Below are 14,814 nucleotides of genomic sequence, written 5' to 3'. Positions count from 1 at the left end.
NAGGAGGACCTCCAGCAGGCGCGTGATCTCCCCCGGGTCGTCGAGCGCATCGACGAGGGCGTCGGTCCGCCAGGCCAGGCCACGGCGGCCTTCGACGGCGAGCAGGCTGGCGAGGGAGGACAGTGCCGTCGCCTTCTCGCGCGCGGCGGGGACCAGCGGCGGCAGGACGAGCCACTGTGGATCCGCGGCCAGGTGCGGCGCCAGCCCGGCCCGGACGAGCGACGACTTCCCGCAGCCGGACGGGCCGATGACCAGGACAAGCTCGTCCGTGCGCGGCCCGGCCTGCGCACGGACCCGTTCGGCGAGCTGGCGGCTTTCCGCCGCCCGGCCGAAGAAGATCCGAGCCTGGCCCGCCGTGAACGCGGCCAGGCCCGGGTACACGGTCAGGTCCGCCGACCACGGCCCGCTGTCCACACCGTCGAGTCGCCGCAGGGCTTCGAGGAGGGCCGCGCGCGCCGACTCCCCATCGCCGTCGAGATCGGTCCACTGGATCTCGTTGGAGATCAGCCGGTGGTCGACGTGCGTGTCGACCCGGACCGGTAGCAGCCGCAGCCGGTTGGCCAGGGCGATGCCCACCTCCGCCGCGCACCAGGGCGACTGCCCGAAGGCGTCGGTGACGACGGCGACGAGCGCGTCCGCCTCGTACAGCTCCTCGAACAGTCGTCTGGCCCAGATGTCACCGACTCCGAGACCGCTTTCCAGGTCGTGATCGAGAAACGTCCGGTGACCAGCTGCCCGCAACCAGGCCGACAGCCGCTCCGCGATGGCGAAATCGACGCTGGCGTGACTGATGAAAACCTGTGCCACCTGCACCGCCCCAAATGCGCCTACGGCGGTGGAACCACCGGCGAGATGGCATGGTAACGCCTCGGTGGAAGCCGTGGTCGCGGGCGGCGGCAAGCCGACAATCGGTTCCGCCGTTGGCGGGTGCGGCGGTATTGGTGGCCCCGGCGGTCGATAGGGATCGGGGGACGGCTGCCTGGTCGCCATGCCCCCGCGTATCGCGGGCTGGATGTGCCCCGGGGAATGGGGCCGTCCGGGAATTCATGCGGGTGGGATTGGCCGGCTGGCGTCGGCGCCGGCTGGAATGCGGCGAGAAAGAACTCATGCTCAGATTGGGTGTCATGTTCGACGACGGTCAAGACGGTGTTACCCGTCGGGCGTCATCATCCGGTAGGCGCCGGTAGCAGCATCGGGATGCCTCTGGACGGTCCGCGGCGAGCCGCCTGGAATGGTCCTCAGGCACGAGCGCAGGGAAGTCGATGATGAGCGTAACGCGGTCCGGGGTGGCCGTTGCGTCGGCCCCCATCCGCGACCCCCACCACCCGCCCCCGGCGGTGCCGCCGGGTTCCGACCAGCATCCACGAGGTGTCTCCATGACCGAGGTTCGTTTCGGCGTCACCCTGCCGTTGCCCGGCATTCCGTTGCGGGAGCACCGCCGCATCGTCACCGGACTCGTCGACGCCGGCTACAGCGACGTGTGGACGGCCGAGGGCGGGGGAGCGGACGCCTTCACCCCGCTCGCGGCCGCCGCGGCGTGGGATCCTCGGCTGCGCCTGGCCAGTGCCATCGTGCCCGTGCACACCCGCGGGCCGGCGGTGCTCGCCCAGACCGCGACGACGCTGGCCGATCTCACCGCCGGCGGGCTGGTCCTCGGCATCGGCTCGTCCGTGCCCGCCCACGTGACCGACCTCAATGGCATCCCGTTCGACGAGCCGTTCCGCCGGACCCGGGACACGCTGCGTTTCCTCACCCGAGCCCTGCGGGGGGAGGTGGTGTCGGGCGCGTTCGACACGTTCACCGTTCGCGGCTTCGCGCTGCCCGAACCGCCGGCCGAAACCCCCAAGGTCATCCTCGGTGCGCTGCGGCCGGGNATGCTCCGTCTCGGCTTCACCGAGGGAGATGGTGCGGTCACCAACCTCCTGTCCGCCGAGGACCTGGCCACGGTGCGCGCCACCGTGGGCCCGCAGCCGGCCGGCAAGGAACTGGTCGTCAAGGTGTTCGTCAGCCCGACCGCGGACGCCGACGCGGCCCGCCGCGGCAGCCGCCCGTTCCTCGCCTGGATCCTCAACCAGACGCCGTACCACGCCTTCCACGCATGGCTCGGCAACGGGGACCTGCTCGCCGCCTCCCACGAACGCTGGCGCGCCGGCGACCAGCACGGCGCAGCCGCGGCCCTGCCCGACGACGTCATCGATCGGCTGTTCATCCACGGCACGCCGCAGCAGTGCCGCGACCAGATCGCCGCCTTCGTTCAGCCGGGCGTCACCGCGGTCCAGCTCTACGTCCGGCTGGAGCCGTCGTTCGTCCGGGGGACGACGCAGGCCGGGGCAGGCGGCGGGTTGACGTGGCGCTCCGAGGAGTTCACCGAGCGTGCCCTCGATCTGCTACGTGCCCTGCGTCCCCGGTCGGCTCAGGGTGCTCCGTCGGGTCAGGGCGCTNCGTCGGGTCAGGGTGCTCGGTCGGCTCAGGGCGCTCGGTGATGTCGCGCTACTCGGCGGCGCCGAGGACGCTGGCGAGGACGAGCAGCAGCAGCACGATAACGGCCACACCCGCCAGCCACGCCCGGCGCGCTCGCAGCCAGGCGCATCCGGCCGCGGCGACGCCGGCGGCCGGCGTCGCCGCCAGGACGAGCATGCCGAGCAGGATGACGGCGCCGGCCCGCCCGTGGCGCAGCCCGCCACCCAGGTCGGACAGCCGCATCGCCGCGCCGCCGCCGAGCGGATCCCCGCCCGCGCCGTGCAGCCAGCCCGCGCCGCCCTGGGCGACGGCGACCGCGAGCCCGGCGAGCACCAGGGCGGCACCGAGCGCCCCACCGATCCGCAGCACCAGCGCGACCTGACGGGCCCCCGTCTCGGATGCCCCCGTCTCGGATGCCCCTGTCGGGGATGTCGACGTCGGGGATGTCGGCGCCGGGACCATGGCGGGAACTGCCTCTCCGGGAACTGCCTCTCCGGGAACTGCCGGCGAGGGGCCGCGGCCCGGGGGGTGGGGCCCGGGGGCGGTGAACCGTTGGCCGGACCGCCGGCCGGGCCACCGGACCGCCCTCACGCGAGGCCCCGCAGCAGCATCTGGACGCTGATGACGAGCAGGACGACGAGGAAGATCACCCGCAGCGCCCCCACGGGCACCACGGCCAGCAGCCGCGACCCGAGGCGCGCGCCCACGACGGTCCCGAGCGCCACCGCGCCGGCCAGAGCCGGCACGACGTCGCCCCGCTGCAGGTAGACGACGGCGCTCGCCGCGCCGGTCACCCCGATCATGAGGTTGCTCGTCGCCGTCGACACCTTGAGTGGTAGCCGCATCGCGAGGTCCATGGCCGGCACCTTCATCGCCCCCGAGCCGATGCCGAGCAGGCCACTGACCGCCCCGGCGGCGGTCATCATGGTCAGGCCGGTCGCGGTGCGAGTGACTCGGTAGGGCCGGACGTCGCGGACGGCCGTGCCGGCGGCTGTGTGGGTGCCGGTGCCGTGCAGGCTCAGGGTGTCGGCGATGCGGTCGGCCGGCACGGCCGTGCCGGCGCGGTCCTGCCGGTTGCGCAGCATCTGCACCGCGCTGAACACCAGCACGACACCGAACACCGTGTAGAGCGTGCGGGCGCTGAGGTGCCCGGCGAGCAGCGCCCCGGCGACGGCACCGATCACCGTCGCCACCTCCAGGGTGACCGCGACGCGCAGGTTCGCGAAGCCCTCGTCGAGGTAGCGCGGTGACGCCGCGGCGCTGCCGGCGACCACCGAGATCACCGAGGCGCCGATCGCCAGCCGCACGTCGAGACCGAAGGCCAGCGTCAGGATCGGGACGACGAAGGTGCCGCCGCCGAGTCCCAGCAGGCTGCCCAGGCAGCCGGACGCCACGCAGACGGCGGTGATGGCGACGATCTCGGCCAACGGGCTCACGGCGCCTCACAGGTCAGAAAATTAGTTCTGGTACAGAGAATATCTGTATCAGAACGATCCTGCTGGCGCGAGTGACGTAGCCGGCTGCTAGCGGATCACGGCCACCGGGCAGGGGGCGTGCGCCACGCACTGGTGGCTGACCGAGCCCAGCAGCAGCTCGGCGAACCCGCCGTGGCCGCGGCTGCCGACGACGAGCAACTGCGCGTCCGTGGCGCTGCGCAGCAGTGCCCGGGCGGCGCCGTCGGCGACGGCCTCCTTGACCACCGGGACCGGCAGCCCGCCGCCATGCTCGGCGATGATCGTGTTCACGGCGTCGTCGAGGGTGCGTTGCGCCTGCTCGGCGAGCGCGGAGCCGAAGTCCGCGTAGATCCCCGGGTACACCGGCACGTCGAGATGCCAGGCATGCACGGCGCGCAGGGCGGTCTTGCGCGCGGCGGCGGCCTCCACCGCCCAGCGCAGTGCCCGCAGCGAGCCGGCCGACCCGTCGACGCCGACGACGACCGGGCGTTCGTCCACCGACGTCGTGTCCGCGCCCACCGCGTCTGTCGCCCCTGTTGCCCCGCCGGACCGGTCGGCGCCGCCGCGCACCACGACGACCGGCAGTGGCGCGTGGTGGACGACTCCCTGGCACACCGACCCGGCCACCAGCCGGTGCAGCGCGCCGGGCCCGCGCTCGCCGACGACGACGAGCTGCGCGCCGGTCGCGATCCCCAGGAGCTCGGGCACCGGGCTGCCCTCCTCGACGCGTTCGGTCACCGTGACCGCCGGGTCGTGGACGCGCACCGCCGCCACCGTGTCCGCCAGGACCCGCCGTGCCGCCTGCTCCAGCCCCGCGCGGTCGGCGCCGGCCGCCCTGTCGAAGACCGCGCGAGGTTCCCCGACGGCGTCCCAGACCAGCGCCGCCGTCACCGGCAGCCGGCGCCGCGCACCCTCGTCGACGGCCCAGCGCAGGGCGGCGATCGACTCCGGGGAGCCGTCGACCCCCACCACGATGCCGCCCGTGCCGGCCGCGTCCGGCTGAACCGCGTCTGACCGAACCACGCCCGGCTGAGCCGCGGCGGTGCCCGACTGGCCCGCAGTGTCCGACTGGCCGGTGACGTTCGACTGGTCCGCCCCGTCCGTGCGGCCTGTGGTCTGCGCCATCGTTGTCACCCTTCTCGCCACCGTGATTCCCGACACCGTCCACCATGCCCGTGCGGTGACCTGCGGCGACACGCCGAACGCCATCCGAGGGACGGCCGGGTGGCCGGGCCGGACAGGNCCGGAGGGCCCTTGACCCGGTCCCGGTCCTTGCCTTGCTGGGGAAGGACAGCGGGGACCACGGGTGGTGGCCGGTGACCGAGGGCGTGAGGTGGTGAGCAGGGGCAGGTCAGTGACCGAGAGCGCGGGAGAGGAAGGCGAGGACGGCGGGCATCCGCTCGGCGGTCGGAAACGCGCCGCCGTGGCCGGCGCCGGGCACGATCGTGACCTCGACGGCCGGCGCGCCGGCGGCCCGCAGCGCGTCGGCGAGCTCGAGGGACTGGCGGTGCGGCACGGTGCAGTCGGCGTCGCCGTGCTCGATGAGGAACGGCGGCAGGGGGGCGCGGCCGAGGTAGTTCAGGGGGCTCGCGACCCGGACGAGCTGGGGCACGGCGGCCACCGTGCGGCCGAGGAAACGGGACTCCGGCGAGTCGGGGCGGCCGTGCCCGGCGTCGGACGCGGCGCAGCGCTCGTTCGCGCGGAGCTGGTCGTCCATGGAGCTGAAGTTGACCGGGCCGTAGAAGTCGACGACGGCCTGCACGGCGCTGGAGACGCCGGGGTTGCCCAGCGCCGGGTCGTCGTACATCGTGACCCCCGGCGTCGTCCCCAGCATGACCGCGAGGTACGCCCCGGCCGACGCCCCGCTCGCCGCGATCCGGTCCGGGTCGAGACCGTGGTCGGCGGCGTGCGCGCGCACCCAGCGCACCGCGGCCTTGACGTCCTGGACCGCGGCGGGGAAACGGGCCTCACCGGAGAGCCGGTAGTTCAGGCTGGCGACGGCATAGCCGGCGCGCACCAGAGCGCGAACCACGGGCAGGTCGTCGTGCTTGTCGCCGAGCGCGAACGCGCCGCCGTGGATGGTGATGACCACCGGCAGCCCCGTCCCGGCGCGGGATGCGTCGGCGGCGGACGGTGCGTCGGTGGCGGGTGGTTCCTCGGGCAGGTAGAGATCCAGACGCTGGGCGGGCGAGACCGGCGCGTAGGGCACATCCCGCAGCACCCACATCCCGTCAACCTTGTCGGGCGTCCCCGCCGGGCCGTCCAGCCGGACGGGGCCGCTGGTCGGCGTCGACGTTGCCGGTTGGGTGGTGTCAGACCGGGAGCAGGCAGCGACGGCGAGGCCCAGGACGAGCAGGCCGCCCGTGGCCGCGGCCATGAGGCGGTGCGGGACGTGGTGGATGGCGGCGGTCCTCTCGGGGGCCGGGCGGCGGCTGGCGGTCCCGGCGACTGGCTGGTCGCGTGCCATCATGCCTGCCCGGATATGCGCGATTGCCGCCAGTCCGACCCGGGATGAGAGCTCGAGGTNCCGGCGGGATGTGAGCGACGCCATGCGAGTTCGTGGGACGACTTTTTCGGTACAGTACGGTACTGTTTTCATGGTCGCGCGGAAGTCCCTGGTGGGGCCTGCGACCCGCCCCGGAGTGTCCGCCGGGCGTTGATCCGAAGGAAGGGGGTGGCGAGTTATTTCGCCGCCGGCCGCCGCCGGTCGGGGTCGGCCCCGGGACGAGTCCCGCGAGCAGGCGATCCTGGACGCGGCGCTGGAGCTGCTCATCGAGGTCGGCTACGAGCGGATGAGCATGGTTGCTGTCGCGGCCCGGGCCCGGGCCAGCAAGGCGACGATCTATCGTCGGTGGTCCTGTAAGGACGAGATGGTCGTGGAGGCGCTGCGTCGGCATGGTCCCGCCGATCACGTCCCCGCGGATACCGGCTGCCTGCGAGACGACGTGGCCGCCGAGGTCCGCCTCATGATCGATACCGTTTCGGGTCAGGACGGGGCGCTGCTCGTCGGCGTCCTGCGGGCGGCCAGCGAGTCCCCTCGGCTGGCCGCGGTGATCCAGGCCAACATCCTGCAACGCAAGGTGGAGCTCGGCCGCTGCCTGCTCGAGCGGGCGGCGCAGCGGGGAGAACTGCTCGCGAAGACCGAACCCGAGGTGCTCGTCGAGGTCATCCTCGCCATGATCTTCACCCGTCTGCTCGTCACGGGGGAGCCGCTGGACGAGGCGTTCGCCGNCCACGTCGTCGATGACGTGGTGCTTCCGCTGCTCGCCGGTCGATCGACCCNGCCCGCGATGGGGATCGAACGTCTGAGCTAATATTGTCTCGAACACCCGAGCGAAGGTGGAGTGGTCTGGGCGTGCCGCCCAGCGGACCTGAAAACGAGTGGAGAGATCGACCAGGGGCGGCGAAGATGGCGCCGACCCAGCCCGCGTGTCACACCCGCCCCACCCCGCCGCGTCCCACCCTGTGCGGGTTCCATCACCTGCTGCCGGCCCGATGTGGGCGGCCTGCATCCGCGTCCGCTCGCCGCCGCGTCGCTGTCCCGCGCGCCGGTCGCCCCTGCCCGCGCGGGACTGACGTCCCGCTCGTCAACGCCCGCTCGATGTGAACGCCCCGCTTGATGTGAATGTCTCGCTCGATGTCCCGGCAGCTCGTCTTCCTCGGCAAGGAGCCTCCTGTGACCACAACTGTCGACCGCAAGGCTGGGGATCCCCCGGTGGGCGTGGCCGACGGCGAGCCCGATCCCCGGCGGTGGCTGGCGCTGTGCATCATCGCCGTCGCGCAGCTCATGGTCGTGCTCGACGCCTCGATCGTGAACATCGCGATGCCGCACGCCCAGGCAGACCTGGGCATCTCCACCGCCAACCGGCAGTGGATGGTCACCGCGTACACCCTCGCCTTCGGCGGCCTGCTGCTGCTGGGCGGGCGCATCGCCGACTACCTGGGCCGCAAGCGGGCCTTCGTCTGGGGGCTGATCGGCTTCGCGCTCGCCTCGGCGCTCGGCGGGCTGGCGCCGAACGCCGCCATGCTGTTCGCCGCCCGGGCCCTGCAGGGGGCGTTCGCCGCGCTGCTCGCGCCGGCCGCGTTGTCCCTGATCACCGTCGCGTTCACGGAGAGCCGCGAGCGGGCCAAGGCGTTCGGGGTGTATGGCGCGATCTCCGGCGGCGGTGCGGCGATCGGGCTCATCGTCGGCGGCCTGCTCACCGAGTACACCTCCTGGCGTTGGTGCCTGCTGGTGAACGTGCCGATCGCGCTCGTGGCCGCGTCCTTCGCGGTGCCTGTGGTGCGGGAGAGCCGCGCGCAGGGCGAGGCCCGCTACGACCTTCCCGGCGCGGTGACGGTCACCGCCGGCCTCGTCGCCCTCGTCTACGGCTTCACGGTGGCCGCCGAGGACGGCTGGAGCGACGTCCGCACCCTCGGGCTGCTCATCGGCTCGGTGGCGCTGCTCGCCGCGTTCGTCGTCATCGAGGCGCGCTCCACCGCGCCGCTGCTGCCGCTGCGGGTCGCCTGGGAACGTAACCGCGGCGGGTCGTTCCTGGCCTCGCTGCTGATCGGCGCCGGGCTGTTCGCGATGTTCCTGTTCCTGACCTACTACTTCCAGCAGACCCTGCGTTACAGTGCGTTGAAGACCGGGTTCGCCTTCCTGCCGTTCAGTGCCGGGATCATCTTCTCCGCGGGCACGGCCAGCCAGCTCCTGCCGCGGATCGGTCCGCGGGTGCTCGCCGGCGTCGGGACGGCGATGGCCGCGGTCGGCATGGCGCTGCTCATGTCCATCGGGGTCGACTCCAGCTACGTCGCCCACGTGCTGCCGTCGGAGCTGCTCATCAGCTTCGGCATGGGTTTCTCGTTCGTCCCGCTGTCGAACCTGGCCCTCGTCGGCGTCGCCGCGCACGACGCCGGGGTCGCGAGCGCCCTGGTCAACACCACCCAGCAGATCGGCGGCTCGCTGGGCACCGCCCTGCTCAACACGGTCTACGCGACCGCTGTCGGCAGCTACCTCGACGGCCACGGCCACGGTCCGGCCGCCCTCGCGCAGTCGCAGATCGAGGGATACACCACGGCGTTCCTCTGGGGCGCGATCCTCATCGCGATCGCCGCGGTGGTGATCTTCGTGTTCATCCGCGCCGGGCGGGAGTCCGCGGTGAACGTGGAGGGTGCCCCGGCACACGTCGGCTGATCCCGCCGGTCGCCGGTGCGGGCCCCCGGACGGGCTCGCACCGGTCCGGCGTGACCTCCGAGTGGCCTGCTCGCGCTGAGGCCGGTCTCCTCTCGTTCAGAGGTCGGCCTCCTCACTCAGCATCGCCTGTGAGCTGAGCCGGAAGCCGACGGTCCCGTCGACGATCTTGCGGATGACGGTCGCCTTCGGGTCCTTTCCGCCGACCCCGTCGACTCCGAGGGCGCCGGCCAGCGCCCGCAACTGCGGCACCGACACCCGGCCGAGGGCGGCCAGGCGCTCGGCGGCCTCCTCCCGACTCGCCGCGCCGAGCAGCGCCGCCCGCAGAGCCTCGACGTCCACCGAGGCCGGAGGCGCCGCCCCCGTCTTCGGGCCCGTCTCCGTCTTCGAGCCCGCCTCCGGGCGAGTCGTCCGCCGCCGCGTCGCCGGTGTTGCTTTCGACGCCGGCGTCTGCCTCGCCGGCGTCTGCTGCGTTGGCGTCGCCCGTGTCGGCGTCGATCTCGCCGGGCGACCGGGCGCGGCCGTGACGGTCAGCCGCGCCCGCCCGGCCAGCAGTTCGCCGATCTGCTGCTCGTCGAGTCCGGCCACCAGGTCGGCGAGTTGGCGCAGGAGCAGTGTGCTCAGTCGGGCGGCTTCGGGGGCCTCCGGGGCTCCGGGGGTTTCGGGGGCGTGGGGGGTTTCGGGGGTTTCGGGGGCGTTGCGGGCGTCGGTCATGGCTGAGGCGTCCTGATCCGCTTGAGGAACTCCTCGACGAGGCGGTGCAGCTCCCAGGCGAGAGCGGGGGTGACCTGGTCGGAGAGGATGACGGGAAGCTGGGTGCGCGCCGCGCCGGCGAAGTGGTGATTGCTCTCGCGGACCATCGCCTCGAAGACCGGCAGCCCGAGCTGCCGGGTCTGCGCGATGTAGGGGCGCAGGGCCGCGATCGGCTTGCCCGAGTAGTACTGCACCATCGTGAAGACGACCCCGAGGATGATCGGCTCCAGCTTCTTCACCGCCGGATGCAGATCCGACTGCAGGTCGACGATCCGGTTGAACTCCCAGATGAACCGGCGCAGCCGGGACTGCAGGTGCTCGATGCCCAGGGTCGACAGCTCGTCCGGGCGGGCGGGGATCAGCAACTGGTCGCTGGCCGCGACCGCCGCGCGGGTGATGACGCCGAAGTTCGGCGGGCAGTCCAGCAGGACCAGGTCGTAGGTGGTCGGGGGGAGGGTCGCCAGCCCGGCGGCGAGCCGCAGGTAGACGTCGAAGTAGTGGCGGGTCGAACGGTGCACCTCCGCGCCGCCGAGGCGCGCGGCGAGGTTCATCTCGACGTCGCCGAGGGAGAGATGGGAGGCGATCAGATCGAGCGCCCCGCTGCCCTGCGCGATCCGGGAGTTCACCACCGCCGGCGACGTGATCAGCGGGGCGAGCGGCGGCACCGGGCCGTCCATCCGCCACGCCTCGAACCACTGCTTGATCGTCCGGTTGTCGGCGAGCCCAGCCCGCCACTGTTCGGGTCGGTAGAACGAGAAGGTCAGGCTGGCCTGCGGATCCAGGTCGAGGAGCAGGACCCGCTTCCCCCAGGCGGCGATCTGTGCGCCGATGTTCGCGGTCAGCGTGGTCTTCCCGACGCCGCCCTTGTAGTTCACGACCGAGATCACCCGCACGGCGATCCGCTCCCGTGCTCCGTCGTTGACCGGGCCATCCGTCTCCCCCGTCGCTGCGGTGCCACCCGTTCCCGCGCCCTGCGTGACCCGTGCCGGCGGGGATGCCGGACAGCACATCACGAGATGCTCGGGCGGCCTGAGCGTGGATCCGTGCCGGGTGGCCGCGATGCGTACACCTTGACCGGTAGTGGTGCGTTCCACCCCGTATTGGGGGCACGGTGGGTGATGTTGGCGCTACCACCGTCGCGGAAGTCGCAGGTCTCCAGCGTCGTCCTGCCCGCTTTCCAGTACCGGACGGTCACGTTCGGGTGGTTCGTCGCGGGAGCAATCGAGCGGCGGTTTATCGTCTCGGCGACCATGTGCCGTTACTGTCACCACCTCGGGGGACGATGCCATACATGAGTAGCTCCAGCGGGGCCGGACCCGGCACGGAACTCGGCCGACGGCGTGCGCGGGGGCGCACGCCGCTCACCGCCCGGGTGCCCGGGTCGGCCGTGGCCCGTGCGGCCCAGCCGGGCCCGGACGCCGCCGGCGACACCGGCGGGCTCCCCGGCGCCGTCCGGCCGGGTCCGCGGGACGCCCGCAGGCGCCGGCGTCCGGGTCTGCCGGCGTGGGGCCGGCCGTGGGTGCCGCGGGTCGCGGCGCTGCTCACCCTGACCGTCGGGCTGGGCGACGTGGTGTCCGCGCTGACCCCCGAATGGCGGAGCCGACTGGCGGATCTGCGGGTTCTGCTGCCGGCGGCGGCCTCCCGGCAGGCGGCGGCCTTCACCGTCGTCGTCGGCATGCTGCTCGTCCTGCTCGCCGCCGGGCTGCGTCGGCGCAAGCGGCGGGCGTGGCGAGCCGTCGTCGTCCTGCTCGGGCTGGGCGTCCTGCTGCACGTCGCCAAGGGGCTCGACTACGACGAGGCGGCGGCGTCGGCCGCCCTGCTCGGCGCGCTCGTGCTGGTGCGCGGGGAGTTTCGAGCCAAAGGCGACCCGACGACCCGCTGGCGGNCACTCGGCGCCGGCCTGCTGCTCACTGTCGTCTCGATCGCGATCGGCTTCCTGCTGCTGCACCTGCGCGAGCACCGCATCGCCGGCCCGCACGCCTGGTCGGCCCAGCTCGAACAGATCGTGCTGGGGCTCGTCGGCGTCCCCGGCCCGTTGCACTTCACCTCCGACCGGTTCGCCGACCTTGCCGACCGGGTCTTGCTCACCCTGGGCGTGGTGACCATCGGGACCACCGGCTACCTGGCGCTGCGTCCACCCCGGCCGCAGCCGCGGCTGACCGAGGAGGACCGGGCGCGGGTGCGGACGCTGCTCGGCCGGCACGGCGACGCCGACTCGCTCGGCTACTTCGTGCTGCGTTCCGACAAGTCGGTGATCTGGTCGCCGTCCGGCAAGGCGTGCGTGGCCTACCGGGTGGTCTCCGGCGTGATGCTCGCCAGCGGCGATCCGCTCGGGGACCGGGAGGCGTGGCCGGGGGCGATCCGCGAGTTCCTGCGCGAGGCCGCCGATCATGCCTGGACTCCGGCGGTGATCGGCTGCTCGGAGGCCGGCGGCACGGCGTGGACCCGCGCCGGACTGAGCGCGCTGGAGTTCGGCGACGAGGCTGTGGTCGACGCGGCCACCTTCACCCTGGACGGCCGGGCGATGCGCAACGTCCGGCAGGCCGTCGCGCGGGTGGAACGCGCCGGGTACACGGCCGTCGCCCGCCGGGTCCGCGATCTTGCCCCGCCCGACGTCGCGCGGCTGAAGGCGCAGGCGGCGGCGTGGCGCGGCAGCGAGACCGAACGCGGCTTCTCGATGGCACTCGGCCGGCTGGGCGATGCCGAGGACGGTGACTGCGTCGTCGTCCTCGCCTACGAGAACACGGCGCAGGACAGCGGCGCCGCGGCTTCGCCCGACGGGTCGGCGTCGTCCGGCGGGGGGCTCCCGTCCGACGCCGAGTCGCGGCTGCGTGCGCTGCTGCACTTCGTGCCGTGGGGGCGCGACGGGCTGTCCCTCGACGCCATGCAGCGCGACCGTTCGGCCGACAACGGTCTGAACGAGTTCCTCATCGTCAGCACCCTGCGCCAGGCGCCGCAGCTCGGCGTGACGCGGGTGTCGTTGAACTTCGCGTTCTTCCGTTCCGCCCTCGAACGCGGCGAGCGCCTGGGCGCGGGGCCGGTGGTCCGCTCCTGGCGCGGCATGCTGCTGTTCCTGTCGCGCTGGTTCCAGATCGACAGCCTCTACCGGTTCAACGCCAAGTTCCAGCCCACCTGGCAGCCCCGCTTCGTCTGCTATCCGGCGACGGCCGAACTGCCGCGGATCGCCCTGGCGATGCTCGAGGCCGAGGCGTTCCTCGTCTGGCCCCGCTGGCGCGATCATCTTCCTCGCCCCGGCGCGCTGCTCGCCGCCGCCCGCCGCCCCCGCCGTGAGTGCCACCTGCCTGAGGAGGACCGGACGCAGGCGCCGGGCGCGCCCTGACCGCAGCTGGCGAGCAGACTCGGACGGCGGTCGAACCCGGACGGCGGTCGACGATTCGTCGCCCCACGGCACTCCGCCCGGGCATCCGGGTCGCCACGGCGGCCTGACCTCGGACGCGGCCGGCGGACTGGACTGGCGCGCGGGCGTCGTCGGCGCGGACCGGCCAGGCGGACGGCGCGGTCTGTCGCCCGTCGTCTGCCGCGGGCGAGGTGTGGCGGTGGGCACATCCACGCGGCCGCAACACGTGGCGGGGAATGCCGTGGCAGGTCACGATGTCATGAAGGTGACAGTGATCCTCGTGGGGCGGGGGTGTTCCGTGATGCTGCCGGGTGGATGCCATGGCGCTCAGCACCTGAGAGTCGCTGCGCTGCGCAGCACCGCCCTGCCACCGCGACCGGCATCGCCACCGCGACCGGCATCGCGCCATGGGTCGGCTGCCCGCCGGACTGCGGCGAGGGCGACGTCGTGGCTGCATTCGGAGCTGCGGCGCTTCCCGGTGACGACCGTCCTGCTCGCAGTGCTCCTCGCGGCGCGCGTGCTACGCGGGGTTGACCCGGATCGCGCCACCCGCTGGCAGTGGGCGACGAGCACGACGCTGCACCAGATGCTGCACCACCCCCTCGGAGTCCTCGCCGGCAGCATCCCCTGGGTGACCGACGGGCCGGTGGCGCCGTGGCTGGCGTTCGCCNCCCTGGCCGTCGGCGGCTTGGAGGCCACGGTCGGGAGCGTGGCGGCGCTCGCGGTCGCGTTCGGCGGTCATACCGCGGCGACGCTGATCTCCGAGGGGATCCTGGGGCTTCGGGTCGTGACCGGCGACCTGCCGTCCAGCGCGCTGCACGTGCTCGACGTCGGCCCGAGCTACGCCGCCGGTGCCGCCCTGGCCGCCCTGGTCGCGCTGCCCACTCCCCGCCGGCTGCGCACCGTCGCCGGCGTTACCCTCGTCGCCATCGCCCCGGCGATGATGTACGGAGTGACCGACGGCGAGCTTGACGGGATCGGCCATACCGCAGCCCTCGCCCTCGGCGCGCTCGCCGCCACCATCCCCGCCCTGCGCCGCCGCGCCGCCCGCCCGGCCCCGTCCCTCGCCGCTCGTTCATCCCGGTTCGCCCGAAGCGTCGCCCTCCGGCGGCCGGCGCCTCGGGCACGCTCGGCAGACGCGGTCGGGCTGGTAGTGCCGGTTGTGGTGTCGTCGGCGGCTTCCGCGTCCGCCGATTCCCCGGCCCGCATGCCGCCGCCCGTCGCGTCGTCGCCCGCGGCGCCTTCGTCTGCGACGCCCGTGCCACCGTCACCGTCACGACCGAGCTTGTTGCGCTGGGCGCAGAAGGCGCGGCGTACAACGCCGGCCGCTCTGACCGGCACTGCCGAGACAGCCCTGGGCCGGCACCAGATCTGGTGGTCCAGCCCGCGCGGCCTGCACCACTAGCTGACGTGTCCGTAGTCCGGGCCGCCGCGTCGGCAGCGCCGGTCTCGATCGGACCGTGCCGCCGGAGTGACGCGGCACCTGGTTGCACGGCGAATTGCTGGAGGCCGATGCCGATCGTGGGGCGACAAACCGGCATCAAGCTCCTGCAATTCCTGGCCGCCTGCCGGCCACGGTGGCGGAGCGGGAGGTGCCGACGCGGGCGGGGCTGGCG

10 protein-coding genes and 5 pseudogenes are annotated in these 14,814 nt (G+C 73.3%); 8 read left to right on the top strand and 7 right to left on the bottom strand.

The features are described 5' to 3' along the window. Position 1: 1 nt before the first annotated feature. Positions 2-990 (bottom strand): toll/interleukin-1 receptor domain-containing protein (locus FF86_RS67070; protein WP_396229940.1); only part of this gene is annotated, 989 nt, incomplete at its 3' end. 272 nt (positions 991-1,262) lie between these two features. On the opposite strand from FF86_RS67070, the pseudogene FF86_RS51930 reads away from it, so the two are divergent. Together FF86_RS51930 and FF86_RS51925 are read left to right on the top strand one after the other, a co-directional pair. After that, a pseudogene (locus tag FF86_RS51930) lies at positions 1,263-1,873 on the top strand (LLM class flavin-dependent oxidoreductase); the annotation flags it as partial. Between the two features lies 1 nt (position 1,874). Then, positions 1,875-2,441 (top strand): annotated as a pseudogene (locus FF86_RS51925) (LLM class flavin-dependent oxidoreductase); the annotation flags it as partial. 49 nt (positions 2,442-2,490) lie between these two features. Here FF86_RS51925 and FF86_RS18750 read toward each other — a convergent pair. From FF86_RS18750 to FF86_RS18735, 4 genes are all read right to left on the bottom strand, one after another. After that, positions 2,491-2,829: a DUF1634 domain-containing protein gene (locus FF86_RS18750; protein ID WP_236705835.1), complete on the bottom strand. Its 339-nt coding sequence runs from the start codon at positions 2,827-2,829 to the stop codon at positions 2,491-2,493. 218 nt (positions 2,830-3,047) lie between these two features. After that, positions 3,048-3,896 (bottom strand): sulfite exporter TauE/SafE family protein, encoded by an 849-nt coding sequence (locus FF86_RS18745; RefSeq protein ID WP_044886131.1) that lies wholly within the window; start codon positions 3,894-3,896, stop codon positions 3,048-3,050. 87 nt (positions 3,897-3,983) lie between these two features. Continuing rightward, positions 3,984-5,039: a universal stress protein gene (locus FF86_RS18740; protein ID WP_236705837.1), complete on the bottom strand. Its 1,056-nt coding sequence runs from the start codon at positions 5,037-5,039 to the stop codon at positions 3,984-3,986. A gap of 226 nt (positions 5,040-5,265) precedes the next feature. Then, complete coding sequence (locus tag FF86_RS18735; RefSeq protein ID WP_242419042.1) at positions 5,266-6,141, bottom strand: alpha/beta hydrolase; 876 nt, start codon at positions 6,139-6,141, stop codon at positions 5,266-5,268. Between the two features lie 457 nt (positions 6,142-6,598). Here FF86_RS18735 and FF86_RS18730 point away from each other — a divergent pair. Both FF86_RS18730 and FF86_RS18725 read left to right on the top strand, forming a co-directional pair. Then, positions 6,599-7,145 (top strand): annotated as a pseudogene (locus FF86_RS18730) (TetR/AcrR family transcriptional regulator); the annotation flags it as partial. A 445-nt stretch (positions 7,146-7,590) separates the two neighbouring features. Further along, positions 7,591-9,090, top strand: a complete 1,500-nt coding sequence (locus FF86_RS18725; RefSeq protein WP_044886175.1) for an MFS transporter — start codon at positions 7,591-7,593, stop codon at positions 9,088-9,090. 96 nt (positions 9,091-9,186) lie between these two features. Here the strand turns inward: FF86_RS18725 and FF86_RS18720 are convergent, their stop codons facing one another. Beyond that, the gene (locus FF86_RS18720; RefSeq protein WP_055867864.1) at positions 9,187-9,801 is read right to left on the bottom strand and encodes a hypothetical protein; all 615 of its coding nucleotides are present in this window, start codon (positions 9,799-9,801) and stop codon (positions 9,187-9,189) included. After that, positions 9,798-10,733: a ParA family protein gene (locus FF86_RS18715; RefSeq protein WP_044886134.1), complete on the bottom strand. Its 936-nt coding sequence runs from the start codon at positions 10,731-10,733 to the stop codon at positions 9,798-9,800. Before FF86_RS18715 ends, FF86_RS18720 begins: the two co-directional genes overlap by 4 nt. A 389-nt stretch (positions 10,734-11,122) precedes the next feature. Between FF86_RS18715 and FF86_RS67065 the strand changes: the two are divergent. From FF86_RS67065 to FF86_RS67055, 4 genes and pseudogenes are all read left to right on the top strand, one after another. Further along, positions 11,123-11,725, top strand: a pseudogene (locus FF86_RS67065) (hypothetical protein); the annotation flags it as partial. Position 11,726: 1 nt separating this feature from the next. Continuing rightward, positions 11,727-13,180: phosphatidylglycerol lysyltransferase domain-containing protein (locus FF86_RS18710; protein WP_242419034.1), on the top strand; the 1,454-nt coding region annotated here is incomplete at its 5' end. Positions 13,181-13,457: 277 nt separating this feature from the next. Beyond that, positions 13,458-13,868, top strand: a pseudogene (locus tag FF86_RS67060) (hypothetical protein); the annotation flags it as partial. A 1-nt stretch (position 13,869) separates the two neighbouring features. After that, positions 13,870-14,603, top strand: a 734-nt coding sequence (locus tag FF86_RS67055; RefSeq protein WP_396229939.1) for a rhomboid-like protein, incomplete at its 5' end; no start/stop codon positions are given. Positions 14,604-14,814 lie beyond the last annotated feature (211 nt).

It is taken from the genome of Frankia sp. CpI1-P, from assembly GCF_001421075.1.
GTDB lineage: Bacteria > Actinomycetota > Actinomycetes > Frankiales > Frankiaceae > Frankia > Frankia torreyi.
Note: the sequence above shows the minus strand (reverse complement) of the source record. Positions and strands in the feature narration are given on the sequence as shown.